The following is an 18,532-nucleotide window of genomic DNA, read 5'->3' on the forward strand; positions in this document are numbered from 1 at the left end:
AAGGGCTGTTTTTTTAATGTGCTGTTAAAATAAGAGGACCGTTTTTCGTAATCGCAAGCGTATGTTCAAATTGAGCGGATAATTTACCGTCTGTTGTACGAGCAGTCCAACCGTTTTTATCCATTTTAGAATGCCATGTACCAGCGTTTACCATTGGCTCAATTGTAATAACCATACCTTCTTTTAAACGTGTACCTTTGCCAGCTTTTCCGTAGTGAAGAATTGTAGGCGCTTCGTGCATGGTATTTCCAATTCCGTGTCCTGTGAAGTCACGTACCACAGAGAATCTTTCACCTTCTACATAGCTTTGAATAGCGTGGCCGATGTCACCTGTACGATTTCCTGGCTGTGCTTGCTCGATTCCTTTTAAAAGCGCTTCGTATGTAACATCTACTAGACGCTGTGCTTCGTCTGAAATGTCTCCAACGGTATGAGTCCATGCGGAATCTGCTAAGCCTCCGTTTAAATTTACAACCATATCAATGGTTACAATATCCCCGTCTTTTAACGGTTTAGTTGTTGGGAAACCGTGGCAAATTTCATCATTTAAAGAAGCGCACGTTGCATATTGATATCCTTTGTATCCTTTTTGTTCCGGCGTTGCTCCGTGCTTTGCTAAGTACTCTTCAACAAATGTATCAATTTGCATTGTTGTTATGCCTGGTTTGATCATTTTAGCGATTTCTTTATGACAAGAAGCTAATAGTTTACCTGCTTCGTGCATTAAATTAATTTCGCGTTCACTTTTTAATGTGATCATTGTTGTTCACTCCTTTTTTGATGTAACTTTAAGAAAAAAGTTGAGCAGCGGTTATAGCGATGAAAGTCGACTATTCATCAGTTGATTCTTCTTTATTTGAAAATCTAAGAAATACAGGAACCGTCTGCTATTGGGCGATATAAAATCATCCTTAATCATAACGCCCAATAGTAGGAAAATGCAAGATGCAGGCTTAAAAAGGAAGGGTTTGACGATAGGCATGTAGGGAAAACTGATAAATGAACGTTGAATTGGAGCATTCTCTATAACAAATGCGGTATGATATAGTAAAATAAATGAAACAAAACAATTCTTTAGGAGGGGTATAGGAAAATGAGTGAACATGGAAAATTTATTGGATTTGCAGGTACATATACAAAAGCAGGCAGTGAAGGTGTCTATACATTTACTTTAGATACGAAGGCTAAAAAGATTGTAGAAGTAAAAGCCGTGGCTAAAATTGAAAATCCTACATACTTAAATGCAAGCAAAGACAACAAACATCTTTATACAGTTATTAAAGAAGGAGAAAAAGGCGGAGTAGCTGCTTTTAAGGTTGATCCAAACACGGGGCAACTAAAGTTTGTAAACAAACAGCTGCTAGACGGCGCGCCTCCTTGCTACGTTTCAGTGAATGAAGATAATACGCTTGTTTTATCTGCTAACTTTCATAAAGGGAGCGTTGAGACGTATTCTGTTAATGAAGAAACAGGAGAAATTGAATATGTAGCATCCGTAGTGGAACATCCTCATTCAGACCTCAAAAAAGGACAAAAAGGAAAACCACACGTACACTATGCCGATTTTACTCCTGGAGAAAAGCACGTGGCCGTTGTGGACTTAGGTATTGATGAAATCGTGACATATGAAGTGGAAGAGAATAAATTAAAAGAAGTCAACAGCCTTTCTACATCCGTTGGTTCGGGCCCTAGACATTTAACGTTCCATCCAAATGGCCGCTATGCCTATGCCATGACAGAATTCAGCTCTGAAGTTTTATTTTTAACTTATGACGAAAGCAAAGGAAGCTTTACTCAACAACAAGCTAATTTAGCGATCCCGGCTGATTTTACAGAAAATAATCAAGGGAGTGCGATCCACATTTCTTCAGACGGCCGCTTTGTCTATGCAGGAAACCGCGGACATAACTCAATTGCAACATTCAAAGTAGATCAGGATTCTGGACAGTTAACATTTGTAGAATGGACAGGCACTGAAGGCGACTGGCCGCGCGATTTTGTTTTGGATCCAACCGAACAATTTATTGTGGCGTCTAATCAAGAGACAGGAAACTTGGTGCTGTTTGAAAGAGACCAAGAAAGTGGAAAGCTAACGCTTCTTCAATCTAACGTTACGGTTCCAGAAGCTGTGTGCGTAAAGTTCCTCCATTATAAGTAATCGATGTAGACAATAAAGCATAATCAAAGAACGATTATGCTTTATTGTCTAGACCTAAGCGCCTGTCACTTCCCTTGCGGGTTTAGTGCCATCCGCTTAGGTGAACCTTTGAGGGAATAGTCAGGTAGTGTGTGTTTCTTAGCATCCTTTATAATCTATCTATATATGGAAGAAAAGCCCTTTTGGAGGGCTTTTTTTTCTGGGATTATAGTAGAATGAAGAGAGAAAGCATGAAAGGCTGAGGTGATAAGTGTGGAAAATATATGTGAGTATCCAATTGTACAGGCTCCCATGGCAGGAGGAGTTTCGACGCCTAAACTAGCTGCAGCGGTATCTAATAGCGGAGGGCTAGGGTTTTTAGCTGCGGGATATAAAAATGCGTGTGAATTGGAGCAGGAAATTATAGAGATGCACTCACTTACGAAAAAACCTTTTGGAGTGAATCTGTTTGTTCCGACAAATGAAAAAGTAGCAGTTGATACACTTGATTGTTATCAAAAAGAACTGTCAAAAGTAGCTGAATATTTGGAGTGTCAAGTTGGTATACCAAAGAATGATGATGATGAATGGAGCGCCAAGCTCGACATCATTCAAAAACATCGAGTACCTGCTGTGAGCTTTACATTTGGGTGCCCGGATCGAGAGGTTGTAGCAAGTTTAAAAGGAATTGGAAGCCGTGTTTTCGTTACGATTACAACACCTCAAGAAGCCGAAGTGGCTTTGAGAGCAGGAGCGGATGCGCTATGTTTGCAAGGCATTGAAGCCGGTGGCCATCGGTCTACTTTTTTAGAGAGTTCGATGGACTATCCGCTTATGAATTTGCTAAAAGAAGTTCGCTCAATCACTAAAAAGCCATTGATTGCTGCGGGAGGGTTGATGACGGGGTCTGACATCAAGCGCGTGCTACAAGAAGGAGCTTCTGCTGCACAGTTAGGTACGGCTTTTATTTGTTGTCCAGAAAGCGGAGCGAGTGCTCTTCATAAAGAAAGCATTCTTCAAAAGAGTTTTAATGAAACAGGTATCACATGCGCTTTTACAGGGAAGCGTGCTAGAGGATTTGTGAATTCTTTTTTTATTTCCTATGATAAATCGGCACCATCCGCTTACCCTCATATTCATTACATGACAAAGCCTATTCGAACAAAAGCTACAAGAATGAATAATCCAGAGTACACTTCTTTGTGGGCAGGAACCGGGTTTGGGATGGCAAAAGAACTGCCGGCACATCTTATTGTGGAAGAGCTTGTACAAGAATTAAATAAATGATGAGAATTACGGAGTTGCTTGTTTTAAGTACAAGCAGCTTTACATAAAGAAGGTGAACTCATAGTGCAAAACAAATTTACAATTGGGCAAATGGCCAGACTGCACGATATTCCGATTAAAACACTTCGTTATTATGATGAAATTGGTCTATTTGAGCCTCATGAAGTTGATCCGCAAACCGGATATCGTTATTATACGTTAGAACAATTTAAGAAATTAGATATTATTGTCTATTTAAAGCTTATGGGAGTTCCGTTAAAAGAAATTAAAAGAAAGATGGAGCACAGCAGCTTGGATGAATTTATTGAAACCTTAGCGGAATATCAGAAGGTAACAAAAGAAAAAATTCGTCACCTTCAAAGAGTGAATGCGCAGTTAACAACTCGAATGAGGGAATTAGAAAAGACGAGACATATTAACCAAATAGGAGTCCCGTTCATCAAACACCTTCCTTCTCGTGAAGTTGTGCAAGTAAAAGCGGAGGTAGGTACGTTAGATGGGACTGAAAGTGTTCTCCGTGATTTAAAAAAGAAAATCAGCCATATTACTCCGATTATGATTGGAAAAGTAGGATTTATGCTGTCGGTGGAAAACACCCAAAAACACCAATTTACAGATTACGATGGCATTTTTTTATTAGTCGAAAGCGATATTTCTTTTAAGCATGAGCTCGTTACGTTAATACCTGAAGGTGATTACGCATCTATTTATATGAGAGAAAAGAGAGATACCACAGGAGTCTATTACGATACGTTACTAAGCTTTATCCATGCGGAAGGATACAAAGCAGAAGGTCCTTTCTTAATTCGGCGGATTGTAGATTCATTTATTTCTCATCATGAAGAAGAGCGGCTGACGGAAATTCAAATTCGAATTACGTCTTGACTATCCAGTAGCTGGAGGGTTTAAGATGAGACTATTGTAAAACCGCTGAAGGGAGAGACAACAATAGATGAATCAGCAAAGTATTTCCCAAGGAATGTCTTTAAGCCGAGGAAATCGAATTTTATTTATTTTAATCTTGGGCTCACTAAGCGCATTTGGGCCGTTATCAATCGATATGTATTTGCCAGCGCTGCCGACGCTTGCGAAAGAATTGCATACTTCAGCTTCTTTAGCACAGGTCAGTCTAACGGCTTGCTTATTGGGCTTGGCATTTGGGCAAGTGGTAATGGGGCCATTCAGTGATATCCGCGGAAGGAAAAAGCCGCTTGTAGCAGCATTAATCACCTATGCGGTTGCCTCTGTTTTATGCGTGTTTGCGCCTTCTATTTGGATTTTTATCGTTTTACGATTTATTCAAGGCATGGCGGGAGCAGCAGGAATGGTTATTTCAAGAGCAAGTGTGCGAGACTTGTTTTCAGGTTCGGATTTAACAAAGTTTTTCTCCATGCTTATGCTCGTAAATGGTTTAGCTCCTATTTTGGCTCCGGTTGCCGGTGGTCAGCTGCTGACGGTCATGTCGTGGCGCGGAGTATTTGGCGTGTTAGCTGTAATTGGTGCACTAATGTTTTTTGCCGTTTTATTTGGCTTGAAAGAAACGCTGCCGGCTGAACGCCGTAAAGAAGGTGGATTAACAGAAGTACTGCGTACATTTGGCGTATTGCTAAAAGATGGTGTCTTCGTGGGATATGCGCTGGCGCAAGGTTTTATTATGAGCGCTATGTTTGCTTATATCTCAGGTTCTACGTTTGTTCTTCAAGACATTTATGGACTGTCTCCGCAGATGTTCAGCTTTGTTTTTGCTATTAACGGTTTTGGTCTCATTATAGCTACTCAAGTGACAGGACGTTTAGCGGGTAAAGTAAAGGAAGCTACTCTTCTTGTGTATGGATTGCTTCAAGCAGCCGTTGGAAGCGTGCTTTTAGTGGCTGTGATTGCTACTCACACGTCCGTTATTTTGGTCTGCATCTTGCTTTTCTTTGTTGTATCAAGCGTAGGAATTGTGAATACAACCGTTTTTTCACTTGCTATGCAAAATCAAGCTTCTAATGCAGGGAGTGCTTCAGCGCTTCTAGGATTGCTGCCGTTCTTGCTCGGAGCAGCCGTAGCCCCTCTTGTTGGACTTGGAGGAGGGCAGAATGCTCTGCCGATGGGCATTGTGATTATGGTCTGTGATTTATTAGCATTAGGTGTGTACATGACGTTAGTCAGACGGAAAACTGCATCATAAAAAAGCTACTTGGCTCTCAACAGCCAAGTAGCTTTTTTTAGTTATTGAGCTTTGTGCTCGTTCTTTTCAAACGGCATTGTGACACCGAGTTTTTGAATTTCTTTTTTTGCATTTTCTAAAATAGTCTCGGCTTTAGCTTTTGTTTCAGCATCTAAACCATTGAGAAAATCTTTCTTTTTAGCAGGAAGTTGAACACCAAGTTCTTTTAATTTGGCTTCAGCTTGTTCCTTAGTCAGGGTGCCGTCGCGAAGCTGATCCATAATAGCTTTGGCTTTTTTCTTAGTGGCTGCATCGAGATTGCTAAAAGGGCCGCCTTTATGTTCAGGAAAATTAACGCCAAGTTCTTTTAATTTGGTTTCAGCTTGTTCCTTAGTCAGGGTGCCGTCGCGAAGCTGATCCATGATAGCTTTGGCTTTTTCCTTTGTAGCCGCATCTAAATTGCTGAAGGGGCCTTCTCTGTGCTGAGGTAAGCTTACGCCGAGTTTCTGTAAATTTTCCTGTGCTTTTTTCATAATATCATCAACTTTTTGTTGTGTTGCATCATCCGTATTTGTTGTAATGCCATTTGTTCGCTCTACAACTGTTGAAGAGCTTGTTTCATTTTTGCTTGCTGCAAATGCCGTGGAGTTTGCAGCGGCCATAACTCCTAGTGTTAAACCGCTTGCCATGATATAACCGAATAGTTTCTTTTTCATGCTGTTGTCACTCCTTAAAAGTTATAGGGGTGTGGTACAGAGCTGTCCACAATTGTTAATGTAACCACCAATAGTGAAAAAATGGTGAAAATAGATAAAAAACGAAAAAATATAGACGTTTGTTGAACACTACGGCTCTTTTATTGGATAACAAAATGAAATTCGATATGATTTTATTTAAGTAACAGCAAAAAAGAATGGAGATTTTATATAGATGAACGTTCGTAAAAAATTGGCAATAGCTTTGATAGTTGCGATAGCGGTAAGCCTGTTATTTTTGTTTCGCGATGAGTTGAAGCCGGGTCCAACGTTAAAAGATTTTTCAGGAGCAACTGAGTTACATCCTGTCGTAGAAGAAAAGAAAAATAAACTTGTTCAACAAGCAAACGACCAAGGAATCTCGATTGTAATTACGGAAGGTTTCCGTTCAAAAGAAGAACAAGATAAGCTTTATGCAAAAGGCAGAACGGAAGAAGGTAATATTGTGACTTATTCAAAGGGCGGGCAGTCTTATCATAACTATGGATTAGCTATTGATTTTGCTATTCGGTTGAAAGATGGACGAGTTGTTTGGGACATGGAATATGACGGTAATCATAACAATCAATCTGATTGGATGGAAGTTGTAGATATCGCAAAAGGTTTAGAGTTTGAATGGGGAGGAGATTGGCAAGGTTTTAAAGACTATCCGCATTTTCAAATGAGTCCGGAAAATATAAAAGACCACACACGCTAATAAAGCGTGTGTTTTTTTAGAGGGGTAATATAATTTCACTATATTTATGTCAGAACCTCTAACAAGAATAGAAGCTTGTATTTACTTTTTTTATTAATTTACCGTTAAGGGAATTAGGTATATCAATATAATAAAATTATAGGTAAATAATTAGAAAGAGGGGTGATTAGAGAGAACTGCCCCATAAAAATGAAAGACAATTCGTATAAAGATATGCGTTAACTAATATAATCTATTGATTAAGCTTATACAAGTACCTTCAGCCTAGCGAACGTATGCTTACATATCGGCAAATGCCAACAAAACCTTTTATTTTTCTAGCATATTTTATTTGAAGATAGTTCATTTTGATTACAAAAAAGAGATAATTTGTCAACTGTTGACTTTGCTTTAAGGGTAAGAATATAATTTTTAACATATTTTAAATATTTTAAAAATTTAAATATTTATTGTTGTTCGCAGATTAGGAGGAGGAAAATGATTGTTTTTGACGGAGTGAACAAGTATTACGGTGATTTTCACGTATTAAAAGATATCAATTTAACGATTAAAAAAGGGGAAGTTGTCGTCGTAATTGGGCCGTCGGGTTCGGGTAAAAGCACGATGCTGCGATGTATAAATTATTTAGAAACAATATCTAACGGACAATTGACGGTAAATAATATATTGGTTGCGGATAAAAAAACAAATATTAATAAACTGCGCCGCAATATAGGTATGGTGTTTCAGCATTTTTATTTATATCCGCACAAAACGGTTTTAGAAAATATTACTTTAGCACCTATGAAAGTACTGGGACAGTCGTCAGAAGAAGCTAAGAAAACAGCTCTATACTATTTAGATAAAGTAGGAATCGGTGAAAAAGCCAACGCCTACCCATCCCAGCTTTCAGGCGGTCAGCAGCAGCGTGTAGCGATTGCGAGGGGACTTGCGATGAAACCAGAGATTATGCTTTTTGATGAGCCTACCTCTGCCCTTGATCCAGAAATGATTGGAGAAGTGCTGGATGTCATGAAAACATTGGCTAAAGAAGGAATGACGATGGTAGTTGTAACTCATGAAATGGGGTTTGCGAAAGAAGTAGCAGACCGGATTGTATTTATGGATCAAGGAAAAATCTTAGAAGAGGCAACTCCGGCTGAGTTTTATGAAAACCCGCAAGAAGAAAGGGCACGTTTATTTCTTAGCCGTATTTTAAATCATTAATTGTTTAATAGGGGGAGTAATATGAAGAAATCAAAAACGTTTTTAAAGGCAGCTGTGCTTTCATTAGCAGCGGCTATGATGTTAGCGGCTTGTGGAGGGAAAAGTGAAGAAACGAGTGGATCATCAGCTAAAAAAGATGCGCTCACTGAAATCAAAGACAGAGGAAAAATTGTCATTGGAGTTAAAAATGATACGCGTTTATTTGGCTTGAAGAATCCAAAGACGGGTGAAGTAGAAGGTTTTGATGTTGATATTTCTAAGCAGCTGGCTAAAGAGATTTTAGGAGATGAAAACAAGGTAGAATTTAAAGAAGTTACGTCCAAAACAAGGGTTCCTCTTCTTCAAAAAGGAGATATTGACGCTGTTGTTGCGACAATGACTATTACAGACGAACGTAAAAAAGAAGTAGATTTTACGGATGTATATTTCCAAGCCGGACAGTCTCTGCTTGTGAAAAAAGGCAGTAAAATTAAAAGCATCGATGATTTGAAGAAAGGTACTAAAGTGTTGGCTGTTAAAGGATCAACTTCAGCTATTAATATTCGCGAAAAAGCACCAGAGACAACGGTATTAGAGTTTGAAAACTATGCAGAAGCATTTACCGCTTTAAAATCTAAACAAGGAGATGCTTTAACAACTGATGATGCTATTCTTTATGGAATGGCTGATGAAGATCCTTCTTATGAGTTAGTAGGAAAGCCGTTCACAGAAGAGCCTTATGGCATTGCTGTGAAAAAAGGAAACAAAGAGCTTGTAGATGCATTAAACGATGCGCTTAAAAAGATGAAAGACTCTGGAAAATATGATGAAATTCACGACAAGTGGATCAAACAATAAGCGTACAGTTTTCTTTTCTCAGGATGAGCAGCATTATGCTCATCCTGCTTGTTTAGTTGAAAGGAGGAAGAAAATTGTTGGATTTTTCAATTCTGACGAACAATATGGATCTTTATTTAGAAGGTTTTAAGTACACCATTATCGCCAGTCTGATCGCTTTAGTGGCCAGTTTTGTACTTGGTACGATCATTGCGGTAATGCGAATAGCCCCTCTCAAAATAGTAAATGTAATTGGTACGGTCTATGTAGAGTTCATTCGAAATATTCCACTCGTGGTTATCGTCTTTTTTATTTTTATTGTGGCAGGAATCAGCGGTACAGCAGCTGGAGTGCTGGGACTAACTATTTATACGGCAGCTTTTATAGCCGAAGCCATACGAGCAGGAATTATGGCTGTTCCGAAAGGGCAGCTTGAAGCGGCTCGTTCATCTGGCCTTACGTACGGTCAGGCGATGCGGTTCATTATATTACCTCAAGCGATTAAAATCGTCATTCCTCCTCTTGGGAATCAATTTATTAATTTAGTAAAAAACTCATCCGTGTTAGGGATTGTTGCTGGCTTTGATTTAATGTATCAGGCAGATCTCGTTTCCTCTCGAACTTACGTAGTGTTTGATGTGTATATTTTTGCGGCTCTGTTCTATTTGGTTTTAACCATTCCGTTGAGTTTAGGAGTTGGTTATCTTGAGAAACGTCTTGGTAAAATAAGCTGAAAGGAGTGAAAGTGATGGATTTTATGGGTGCTTATTCTCCTGATCACCTTTCCTTCTTAATGGAAGGGTTTTGGGTCACTTTAAAAGTAGCATTTATTTCAATTGTATTAAGTTTTCTTATTGGCAGTATAGTAGGTATTTTAAGGTATGCTCGTATTCCCGTTTTGTCTCATGCGCTTGCTTTTATCGTAGAAATTATCCGGAATTTGCCGCTGCTTTTAATCATCTTTTTTACATACTTTGCTTTACCTGAGATCGGAATTGATATGGAAATTACGTCAGCAGCGATTGTGGCCCTCACTGTATTTGAATCTGCTATGATTTCAGAGATTATCCGAAGCGGATTAAAATCAATTGAAAAAGGACAAATTGAAGCAGCTCGTTCATCCGGTTTAAACTATTATCAAACGCTTCGTTTCGTTGTGCTGCCACAAGCTTTGCGACGAATGGTACCTCCTTTAGTTAGTCAATTCATTTCATTATTAAAAGATACATCGCTTGCAGTGGTCATCGCACTTCCTGATTTGCTCCACAACGCTCAAATTATTTACGGACAGAAACAAAGTTACGTGGTGCCGATGTTTTTGATCATCGCCATGATGTATTTTATTGTGAATTATGCTTTATCAATCATTGCACGAAAATTAGAAGTCAAAAGAGTATAGAGGCTCTTTTGACTTTATTTTTGGAAAATAAATAACATTGACAATGTATCGATTCAACGCATAAAATGACTAAAGTAACAGTGGTTAAACGGAATCATTTTCATTCATTATATAGAAGAAAAAAACAGTGTTGGTAAAACCCCTACTGAACATCCGGTAGGGGTTTTTGAGCAAGAAGTGATTTGGTTAAACTAACACGTAAAATAACCAGAAGGGACGGGCATCATGGAAAAACAAGATCAAAATTTAAAAAAAGGTCTGTTGCCTCGTCATGTGCAGCTCATTGCACTTGCCGGTATGATTGGGACAGGAATTTTTAAAGGTAGTGCTGATACGCTCGGTATTGCAGGACCAAGTGTTGTACTAGCGTATTTATTTGGCGGTCTTATTTTATTTATTGTAATGACAGCACTAGCGGAGATGGCAATTGTCTATCCGAATATGAACGTACAAAATTTAGTGCATAAGGCATTTGGTACGCAAACTTCTTTTATTGTAGGATGGCTGTACTGGGTGAACTGGATTGTCGTGACAGTTGTTGAACTGCTTGCGGGAGGAAGCTTTTTGAAGTTTTGGTTCCCTTCTGTACCTCTTTGGCTCTTAAGCTTTCTCTGTGCAGTGCTGATTGTAGGGATGAATTTATTTCAAGTGAAGTATTACGGAGAAATTGAGTTTTGGTTTGCGGGTATTAAAGTAATTGCTCTTACCGCTTTTATCATCTTGGGAGCTTTTATTTTATTCGGTGTGATTCCGAGTGAAGTGCAAAACCCTTGGGCAAATTATACGGCTCATGGAGGCTTTTTCCCTCACGGCATGAGCGGTGTGCTAAGTGCCTTTTTAATTGTAATGTTCTCTTACGGCGGAGCTGAACTAATTGGTGTGGCCGTAACCGAAACAAAAGATGTAAAAAATGTGTTACCGAAAGTAATCAAAGGCACAGTATGGCGAGTAATTGGTTTTTATATTTTGCCTATTTTAATTATTTGCGGCCTTATGCCTTGGAATTCTGTATCAGGGCAAGAGAGTCCGTTTGTGCAAGTGTTTAGTATCACCGGACTTCCGGGTGCGGCTCATATTATGAACTTTGTTTTATTGACGGCCGTTTTATCAGCAGCGAATTCAGGCATGTATGCAACGTCTCGTACGCTCTATGCTATGGCTCAAAGCGGAGAAGCGTCAAAGCGCTTCTTGAAAGTTTCGAAAAACGGTATTCCGATTAATGGGTTGATGATTACAGCTGCTTGTATTTTAATAGGTGTGTTTTTAGCCTATAAAACGCCGGATAATGTAATTAGTTATTTAATGACTATTCCTGGCTTCACGATTATTCTTATTTGGGTAAGCATTTGTTTAGCTCAATTAAAGCTGCGTAAAGGGTATAAAGAAAAGCCGTTTTTCGCATTAAAGTGGTTCCCTTATACAACGCTTTTTGCAACAGCGGCACTGCTTGTTATTTTTGTATCGTTCATGTTTAACAAAAACAATGTGATTGGATCAAGCGTATGTGCGGTTATCTTAGTCGTACTCCTTATTTTTTCATTTATTAATAAAAGCCGAAAAGAAAAAAAGTTTGAAGTATAGCAAAAAGGCAATATACTAGAAAGACGAGGGTAAAAACTTGTCTTTCTTTTTTTGCGGAAATTTCTGCATCACGTTACATATTTCTAGATGAAATGTTTAGTTAAATAAATAAAGGATGAGGACTACAATGGAATCAAATAATGTATTAAAAACAAACTCAAAGAAGAAATCAAAGCACTTAGCCACGATTTCTTTGGCGATTATGGGAGTGGGCTTCGTTGCCACAATGCCTTTTGGTGATTCAATTTGGGGTCGGTTGCTTCAAGGTGGATTCGAAGCTGGATTAGTCGGCGGCTTAGCGGATTGGTTTGCCGTTACGGCTCTTTTTCGTCACCCTTTAGGCATTCCTATTCCGCACACTGCGCTGCTTCCTAAAAACAGACAGCGTATTACAAGAGGGTTAGTCTCAACGCTTGAAAACGACTGGCTGTCAAAGGAAAGCATTCAAGAAAAAGTAAAAAGAATTGCGTTTACAAAACGTTTGCTTCCGATTGTTCGAAAAGGCGTTCATTCGGAAACGATTCAACAAAAAGGAACAGCACTGCTTGTTGATGCGATTAATCGTGTGGATACAGACAAAGTAGTTCCTATTATTGAAAAAGAGCTTAAATCATCGCTTTCAGCAATAGAGTTAAAACCTATCGTGCATTCGATTGTCGGAGAAGTGGTGAAAAATCAGTATGATGAAAAAGCGCTTGATGTTCTTTTGAATAAAGGAGAGAGCTGGATTCAAAAAGAAGAAACGCAGTATCAGCTCGGAAGTATTGCTAAAAAAGCGCTGGATAATATTGAGCTTGACGGTATTTTACAATTTGCTCTAAAATCATTTCAAAGTATGATTAACGAAGAGAAGCTAGGGTCTATTTTGCAAAATCTACTGCTTTCTATTACAGGTCGTCTTCGTAACGAAGATGATGAATACCGCCTTGCTTTGGTAAATGGAATTAGAAAAGAGCTGAAAGGCTTGGAGCAGAATGAAGAACTTCTTGAAAAATTAGAAGCATGGAAACAAAAAACGATTAATGAATTAAATGTAACGAATAAATTAACAGAAATCGTCGATAAAATGAAAGCGAAAGTGACGGCATTCATTGAAAGCCCTGAATTTATGAAAAGCTACGCCGTTCCTTACGTGGAGAGCTGGCTGAATGCTCTTGAAGCGGATGCACAGCGTCAAGAAGCAATTGATACGGCCATTCAAAAGCAAATCATGAGCTTTGTAGAAGATAATCATTCGAAAATTGGACAGCTTGTTCAAGAAAACTTAGACAAGTTAGATGATGAAACGCTTGTTGATATGATGGAAAACAATGTCGGAAAGGATTTGCAGTGGATTCGAGTGAACGGCGCTCTATGTGGATTCTTGATTGGTATTGTGTTAACGGTTATTAAATTAGCGGTATAAAAAAGCACGCTCCTTTTGGAGCGTGCTTTTTCTATTAATCATCTATTTCTACACTGATTACCTCACCGTTTTTGGCATCTACTGAAACAGTTGCCTCACGTTTATCGGCTGTGTCAATTTCAATTTCATATACTAAACGGTCGTTTTCTTGGTCTAAATCCGTTTCATTGACGGTTCCTTTAGCACTCTTTAAAGCTGTTTTGATTGCTTGATCTAATGAAATAGCAGGGGAAGCGTTTTGGAGATTCTCTTCTTTCTCATCTTCATCGTCTTTTTGATCTTCATCAAATTCAATGATTTTACCGCTGCTGCTGTCAATACCTACATCGTATTCTTTATTACCTTTTGTGATGTCTACTTCATATTGTTTAACGCCGTCATCTACGGCTAATTGGATATTTGTAATGTCACCGCCGTCTGTTTTTTGAAGAGCAATGTCTTTTGCCTTTGCTTCTTCAATCGTTGTGGTTTGCTTCTTGTCATTGCTTTTTGGCTGATCCGTCATGGCATATGCACTTGCACCTAATCCACCGACTAATACTGCACTGGCTAAAACGGTTGTAATAACTTTCATATGTTACGGCCTCCTTAGTTTGTTGTTAAGACTATCTTAGCCAATGAACTTTAAAGGAAAAGAAGAAGAAGTTTAAAATTTTCTTAGAAATAAATAAAGGTGTATAAAAAAAGCACAGCTTTCCGCTGTACTTTTAATCGTCGTCATTTTCATAGGTGATGGAATCTACATGCCCAGAGTAAGCATTTATCATCACTTTAGCTTCTCTTGTTTTGGACTGATCAATTTCGACTTCGTAGAAGGTCTGATCTTCTTCCTCTTCTATTTCAACTGAGGAAAACGTTCCTTTTACTTTTTGTAAAGCAATATCTCTTGCTTGTTCCATTGAAATGAGAGGCTCGTCGGATGTAGGAGAAACTGGTGGCTGCTCGCTCTTTTTTTGTTCTTCTTCTGTATCATTTTTAGTTTGAGTAGACGTTTGTTTCTCTACTTTTTGTTTGATTAATGACTGGACTTCTCCATTTTCTCCATTTACTGTGATGTGGTATGGAATATCATCTTTAAGCAAAGTGATTCGATAAATCGGTTCATCATCTTTTTGAGAAAAGCTTGCATTTTCAATCGTGCCGCCGTATTTCTGCTGAATCATACTGCTGACGTCAGATTCGGATAAAATAGTATCAGATCGATTCATTGCTTTTGCGATTCCGTAAAAGCAAGCTGAGCCAACGGCAAGAAAGATAAGTATAAAAAGCACCGTTTTCTTCATACATTCACCTCCAGTATCTTAAAAAGTAGTATAGCAGGCAATTCTTAAAAATCTCTAAGAAACGGTGAGAAATTAAAGAGGAAAGCAAACCGTTACGGATGTCCCTTTTCCTTCATCGCTGCTAATCTCAATACGTCCGCTATGGGCTTCTACAATCTTTCGAGCAATGGATAATCCGAGTCCTGAACCACCAGTTTCTCGATTTCTTGCTTTATCTACGCGAAAAAAGCGTTCGTACACGTTTGATAAGTCTTCTTTTGGAATACCAATTCCTTGATCTGTGACCGTAATCATAAAGCTTTCGTTTCTTGCTATAGTTACTTCTACCGCTTTTTCACTATATTTAATGGCATTATCTAACAGGATGTATAGCAGCTGCTTTAACCGTTTTTCATCGGCTGTTACAATTGGATGATCAGTTTTTACGCTTAAATAAATGGTTCGTTCAAAGGCTTGTTCTAGATGCTTGATTGTTTGTGTACATATGGCGGCCGCATCTACGTGTTCCATGTGAAGCTCCCACTGAGATTCATCTTTCGCGAGTACCAACATTTGAGACGTAAGCTGTTTCATCCGCAAAGACTCCGAGTGAATGGCTTCGATGGCTTCTTCTAAAATGTCTGGCCGCTTCATTCCCCAGCGTTTTAGCATATTGGCATAGCTTTCTACCACGGTAAGGGGTGTTTTTAATTCATGAGAAGCATCCGATACAAACTGCTCTTGCTTTTTATAGTTTTCCTCTAATAAATCCATCATATTATTGAAGGTATTGGCCATTTGATCTAACTCGTCTTTAGAAGAAGAAGAAAGGTCAATTTTTTTGAACGTGCGAGACACTTGAATCTCTTCCATAGTATGAATAAGAGATTTGATAGGCAGCAAAATAATTTTACTTAAAAGCCGTCCCGCAAATATAGTTGGAATCAATATAACAAGAGAGGCAATAAGCAAGATAAATTTTAACGTCTGTAAAGATTGTTCCACGTCTTCGAGTTGTTCCGTGACTTCCAAAGAAACGACTTCACCGTTCGTCCAAATGACGGGAGTATGTGAAATCGCGTATAGATGGCCGTCGTCTTCTTTGATTGTTGTTTGTTCATTTGAATAATAGGAATAAGGCAGGGCCTGAAGCTTTTTCGTTTGATCAGTAACGGATACAACTAAAGGGCTGCCCGACTTAGGTAAAATACGAATCATTCCGTTAGGAGGCAAATAAGCACGAAGCAAATTGGATTGTTTAACTGTCGAACTTGTTTGTTTGAGACCATTTGTTACGTTGCTTGTTTCTGCTTGCAAACGTTCAATTGCATTGTCTTCCATGGTTTTCTTGAAAATAAAGTAAACCGAACTGTTTGCAATTACTAGCAGAATAAAAAGCAGCGCAGTTGATGTAAGGATAATCTTTGTTTGCAGTTTCATGAGCTACTCCTTAAGCATATAGCCAACGCCGCGCACTGTTTGAATGTAGGGTATTGAAAATGGAGCATCAATTTTTTTGCGCAAATATCGAATGTATACGTATACAATATTCGTGTCTCCGTAGTAATCGAATCCCCATACGTTTGTAAGAAGCTGTTCAAAGCTTAGCACTTGATTGTTGTTTTGAAGCATATAGACAAGCAAATCATACTCTTTCGGAGTCAGCTCAATGGCTTTATTTTCACGCGTGACTTCTCGCGTTTTTTCGTTAACCACTAAATTGCCTAGTTGGAGAGCGGCCGTTTCTTGTTCAGCAGGCGATGTTGATGCAGGATGGCGAAGCCATACGCGAATGCGTGCAAAAAGCTCTTCAATTTGAAAAGGCTTTGTAATGTAGTCGTTCGCTCCTAAATCTAGTCCGCTTACCTTATCAGGAAGGGCGTCCCGAGCCGTTAATAAAATAACGGGCGTTTGATCATCATTTGTTCGAATACGACGAAGTACTTCGAGACCGCTCAGTTCAGGAAGCATCACATCTAAAAGCAGCAAATCCCAATCGTGTTCTTGAAACTCTGCTAACCCTTCCGTCCCTGTATAAGCCATGCCCGTTTCGTACCCTTCGTGTTCAAGCTCGAGCTGAATCAAACGAGCAATTTTGCGCTCATCTTCTACAATTAAAATTCTGCCTTTACTCAAAAAAATTCCCCCTTGTGTCTATGTATAGTTGCGTACATTATAGCACGGGGATGATTGAGGTGTATAAAAGCAGCTGGAGTTTAGTCCGGCTGCTGATTGGTTGAAAGAGGAATATGCAGGGTAATGGCAGTTCCTTGGTGAAGAGTAGATTTCACTTCGATATGCCCTTTATGAAGTTCGCAAATGGCCTTTGCGATGCTCATGCCAAGTCCAGCACCTTCTGTTTTTTCGGTTGTATTTGTGCCGCGGTAATAGCGGTCAAATAAATTTTTCTGCGTTTCTTCATCCATTCCAATTCCATCGTCTTGAATCATAATTAAGATGTGGTCATTTTTTATGGCCGTCGAAATTGTAATAGTGGTGTTATCAGGGTTATGCTTAATAGCATTAAAAATTAAATTATCAACCATTCGCTCAAACCAGCGCGTGTCAGCTTGAATAAAAGGTTGAAGATGAACAGGCACATAAGAGAATTGAACATTTTTAATGGTTCGATCGTTAACGAATTTTAAAACAATATGCTGAAGTAATTGATGAACGTCCACTTTTTTTGTTTCTAAGACAACGACATTATTTTTAAGCTTAAAGGCCAGTGAAAAATCTTCTACAAGCCCCACCATATACTCACTTTTGTCACGCAGCGTTTGGCCAATTTCTTTTAGCTCTTCTTCGTCCCAATTGTAATGGCCGCTTTCCAGCATATGCCCATATCCTTGAATTGTTGAAATAGGTGTCCGCAAATCATGAGATATTCCCGTCATCCATTCTTCACGAGTGGTCTCTAGCTGCTTTCGTTCTTTTTCAGCCAAGCTAAGCTGCTCTGCCATCTCATAAAAGGCTGTAATTACTTCTGAATAGAGGCGATATTGAAAACGTACTTTTCCATTCTTCCGAAAGACGCGCTTCCGCTCTTTTTCTGTTAGCACTTCTGAATAGTTTCCGCTTCCCATACGTCCGAGCCAGCTGGTGAAGAGAAGTAAGGGCCCGCCGTAGCGAAAAGCGTTCCAGATTGAAATAGATATAGTTGCTAAAAGAACTGAAGCAGTAACAACAACTGCGCCAATTACTAGTTTTCTAATAATTGAGTAGTCAGAAATAGTTTGATGTTTGTTAGGGGTATGAAAAATCCATGAATAATTTTTCTTTGAATTATGAAAAATTGTAGCTGTAGATTCATATTTGTCTTTTTCAATTTTTCGGGAAATAATGTCTAAAGGCTCATACTGCTGTTTTGTTTTGGGCATTCGAAAGGAAGAGATAACTTTGCCTTGGTTGTTAATAACTTGCAGAGAAGCATCCTTACTTAATAACTGCTTTTCCAATTGAGGTACTTTTTCAGTTATTGGAAGGCCGCCTTGGCTGTAATTTTTATATAAATCGTATAACTGGTCTTTTAATTCATTTTTATAGCCTAGTATGTAGTATGTGGGTTGTACAAGAAACGTATCCAGTTCTGTGACGATATGATAGTCTCGAAATTTTTTCTGTTTTTCAATATCGAGAAGTTGATTAATTGTATAATGTTTAGGGATATTTTTAGGAGTATTAACTTCTCCAATTACATCTCCTTTTTTGTTTACCACTTGATACCATAGGTTTTCACTTTTAATTTCTTTCGTTAAATCTTTCGGTATAGTAGCTTTTCCATTTTCAATAACTGTATCAGTCGTTAACATGCTTAGGGAACCTGTAGGAAAGT

18 protein-coding genes are annotated in these 18,532 nt (G+C 38.8%); 11 read left to right on the forward strand and 7 right to left on the reverse strand.

The window, feature by feature from the left end:
- Positions 1-13 precede the first annotated feature (13 nt).
- Complete coding sequence (map, locus tag ACOZIR_RS24490; RefSeq protein WP_045292037.1) at positions 14-760, reverse strand: type I methionyl aminopeptidase; 747 nt, start codon at positions 758-760, stop codon at positions 14-16.
- Between the two features lie 333 nt (positions 761-1,093).
- Here map and ACOZIR_RS24495 point away from each other — a divergent pair, with 333 nt between their 5' ends.
- The 4 genes from ACOZIR_RS24495 to ACOZIR_RS24510 all read left to right on the forward strand — a co-directional run bounded on the left by ACOZIR_RS24495 (position 1,094) and on the right by ACOZIR_RS24510 (position 5,597).
- A complete protein-coding gene (locus tag ACOZIR_RS24495; protein ID WP_045292036.1) occupies positions 1,094-2,158 on the forward strand; it encodes a lactonase family protein in 1,065 nt (354 codons plus the stop codon).
- Between the two features lie 252 nt (positions 2,159-2,410).
- Positions 2,411-3,424, forward strand: coding sequence for a nitronate monooxygenase (locus ACOZIR_RS24500; RefSeq protein ID WP_421536003.1), 1,014 nt, complete (start codon positions 2,411-2,413; stop codon positions 3,422-3,424).
- A 63-nt stretch (positions 3,425-3,487) separates the two neighbouring features.
- Positions 3,488-4,309, forward strand: coding sequence for a MerR family transcriptional regulator (locus tag ACOZIR_RS24505; protein ID WP_310879044.1), 822 nt, complete (start codon positions 3,488-3,490; stop codon positions 4,307-4,309).
- 67 nt (positions 4,310-4,376) lie between these two features.
- The gene (locus ACOZIR_RS24510; protein ID WP_114897156.1) at positions 4,377-5,597 is read left to right on the forward strand and encodes a multidrug effflux MFS transporter; all 1,221 of its coding nucleotides are present in this window, start codon (positions 4,377-4,379) and stop codon (positions 5,595-5,597) included.
- Between the two features lie 41 nt (positions 5,598-5,638).
- On the opposite strand, the gene ACOZIR_RS24515 is transcribed toward ACOZIR_RS24510, so the two are convergent.
- On the reverse strand, positions 5,639-6,292 hold the full coding sequence (locus tag ACOZIR_RS24515) for a hypothetical protein (RefSeq protein WP_421536004.1): 654 nt from the start codon (positions 6,290-6,292) through the stop codon (positions 5,639-5,641).
- A gap of 214 nt (positions 6,293-6,506) precedes the next feature.
- Between ACOZIR_RS24515 and ACOZIR_RS24520 the strand changes: the two genes are divergently transcribed.
- The 7 genes from ACOZIR_RS24520 to ACOZIR_RS24550 all read left to right on the forward strand — a co-directional run bounded on the left by ACOZIR_RS24520 (position 6,507) and on the right by ACOZIR_RS24550 (position 13,435).
- Positions 6,507-7,028, forward strand: coding sequence for a M15 family metallopeptidase (locus ACOZIR_RS24520; protein ID WP_411306062.1), 522 nt, complete (start codon positions 6,507-6,509; stop codon positions 7,026-7,028).
- 477 nt (positions 7,029-7,505) lie between these two features.
- Positions 7,506-8,234 carry an amino acid ABC transporter ATP-binding protein gene (locus tag ACOZIR_RS24525; protein WP_028410185.1) on the forward strand — a complete coding sequence of 243 codons (729 nt, stop codon included), beginning with the start codon at positions 7,506-7,508 and terminating at the stop codon, positions 8,232-8,234.
- A 21-nt stretch (positions 8,235-8,255) separates the two neighbouring features.
- Positions 8,256-9,071 carry a transporter substrate-binding domain-containing protein gene (locus ACOZIR_RS24530; RefSeq protein ID WP_025752892.1) on the forward strand — a complete coding sequence of 272 codons (816 nt, stop codon included), beginning with the start codon at positions 8,256-8,258 and terminating at the stop codon, positions 9,069-9,071.
- 74 nt (positions 9,072-9,145) lie between these two features.
- Positions 9,146-9,784 carry an amino acid ABC transporter permease gene (locus ACOZIR_RS24535; RefSeq protein WP_045292030.1) on the forward strand — a complete coding sequence of 213 codons (639 nt, stop codon included), beginning with the start codon at positions 9,146-9,148 and terminating at the stop codon, positions 9,782-9,784.
- A gap of 14 nt (positions 9,785-9,798) precedes the next feature.
- Complete coding sequence (locus ACOZIR_RS24540) at positions 9,799-10,449, forward strand: amino acid ABC transporter permease (RefSeq protein WP_045292029.1); 651 nt, start codon at positions 9,799-9,801, stop codon at positions 10,447-10,449.
- 225 nt (positions 10,450-10,674) lie between these two features.
- Complete coding sequence (locus tag ACOZIR_RS24545) at positions 10,675-12,030, forward strand: amino acid permease (protein ID WP_221779188.1); 1,356 nt, start codon at positions 10,675-10,677, stop codon at positions 12,028-12,030.
- Positions 12,031-12,157: 127 nt separating this feature from the next.
- Positions 12,158-13,435 carry a DUF445 domain-containing protein gene (locus ACOZIR_RS24550; protein WP_340141631.1) on the forward strand — a complete coding sequence of 426 codons (1,278 nt, stop codon included), beginning with the start codon at positions 12,158-12,160 and terminating at the stop codon, positions 13,433-13,435.
- A 34-nt stretch (positions 13,436-13,469) separates the two neighbouring features.
- On the opposite strand, the gene ACOZIR_RS24555 is transcribed toward ACOZIR_RS24550, so the two are convergent.
- The 5 genes from ACOZIR_RS24555 to ACOZIR_RS24575 all read right to left on the reverse strand — a co-directional run bounded on the left by ACOZIR_RS24555 (position 13,470) and on the right by ACOZIR_RS24575 (position 18,509).
- Positions 13,470-14,009 carry a PepSY domain-containing protein gene (locus ACOZIR_RS24555; protein WP_340141630.1) on the reverse strand — a complete coding sequence of 180 codons (540 nt, stop codon included), beginning with the start codon at positions 14,007-14,009 and terminating at the stop codon, positions 13,470-13,472.
- A 133-nt stretch (positions 14,010-14,142) separates the two neighbouring features.
- Positions 14,143-14,718, reverse strand: coding sequence for a PepSY domain-containing protein (locus ACOZIR_RS24560; protein WP_045292025.1), 576 nt, complete (start codon positions 14,716-14,718; stop codon positions 14,143-14,145).
- 72 nt (positions 14,719-14,790) lie between these two features.
- Positions 14,791-16,137, reverse strand: coding sequence for a HAMP domain-containing sensor histidine kinase (locus tag ACOZIR_RS24565; protein WP_045292024.1), 1,347 nt, complete (start codon positions 16,135-16,137; stop codon positions 14,791-14,793).
- A gap of 3 nt (positions 16,138-16,140) precedes the next feature.
- Positions 16,141-16,833: a response regulator transcription factor gene (locus ACOZIR_RS24570; protein ID WP_045292023.1), complete on the reverse strand. Its 693-nt coding sequence runs from the start codon at positions 16,831-16,833 to the stop codon at positions 16,141-16,143.
- Positions 16,834-16,913: 80 nt separating this feature from the next.
- Positions 16,914-18,509, reverse strand: coding sequence for a sensor histidine kinase (locus ACOZIR_RS24575; protein ID WP_421536005.1), 1,596 nt, complete (start codon positions 18,507-18,509; stop codon positions 16,914-16,916).
- Positions 18,510-18,532 lie beyond the last annotated feature (23 nt).

Origin of the sequence: Priestia sp. D3YE.R1, assembly GCF_049199565.1 — a bacterium.
GTDB lineage: Bacteria > Bacillota > Bacilli > Bacillales > Bacillaceae_H > Priestia > Priestia aryabhattai.

Coding starts and splice junctions, on each gene's coding strand:
- map (WP_045292037.1), bottom strand. CDS start 760: ATGATCACATTAAAAAGTGAACGCGAAATTAATTTAATGCACGAAGCA.
- ACOZIR_RS24495 (WP_045292036.1), top strand. CDS start 1,094: ATGAGTGAACATGGAAAATTTATTGGATTTGCAGGTACATATACAAAA.
- ACOZIR_RS24510 (WP_114897156.1), top strand. CDS start 4,377: ATGAATCAGCAAAGTATTTCCCAAGGAATGTCTTTAAGCCGAGGAAAT.
- ACOZIR_RS24515 (WP_421536004.1), bottom strand. CDS start 6,292: ATGAAAAAGAAACTATTCGGTTATATCATGGCAAGCGGTTTAACACTA.
- ACOZIR_RS24520 (WP_411306062.1), top strand. CDS start 6,507: ATGAACGTTCGTAAAAAATTGGCAATAGCTTTGATAGTTGCGATAGCG.
- ACOZIR_RS24525 (WP_028410185.1), top strand. CDS start 7,506: ATGATTGTTTTTGACGGAGTGAACAAGTATTACGGTGATTTTCACGTA.
- ACOZIR_RS24530 (WP_025752892.1), top strand. CDS start 8,256: ATGAAGAAATCAAAAACGTTTTTAAAGGCAGCTGTGCTTTCATTAGCA.
- ACOZIR_RS24540 (WP_045292029.1), top strand. CDS start 9,799: ATGGATTTTATGGGTGCTTATTCTCCTGATCACCTTTCCTTCTTAATG.
- ACOZIR_RS24545 (WP_221779188.1), top strand. CDS start 10,675: ATGGAAAAACAAGATCAAAATTTAAAAAAAGGTCTGTTGCCTCGTCAT.
- ACOZIR_RS24550 (WP_340141631.1), top strand. CDS start 12,158: ATGGAATCAAATAATGTATTAAAAACAAACTCAAAGAAGAAATCAAAG.
- ACOZIR_RS24555 (WP_340141630.1), bottom strand. CDS start 14,009: ATGAAAGTTATTACAACCGTTTTAGCCAGTGCAGTATTAGTCGGTGGA.
- ACOZIR_RS24560 (WP_045292025.1), bottom strand. CDS start 14,718: ATGAAGAAAACGGTGCTTTTTATACTTATCTTTCTTGCCGTTGGCTCA.
- ACOZIR_RS24565 (WP_045292024.1), bottom strand. CDS start 16,137: ATGAAACTGCAAACAAAGATTATCCTTACATCAACTGCGCTGCTTTTT.
- ACOZIR_RS24575 (WP_421536005.1), bottom strand. CDS start 18,509: ATGTTAACGACTGATACAGTTATTGAAAATGGAAAAGCTACTATACCG.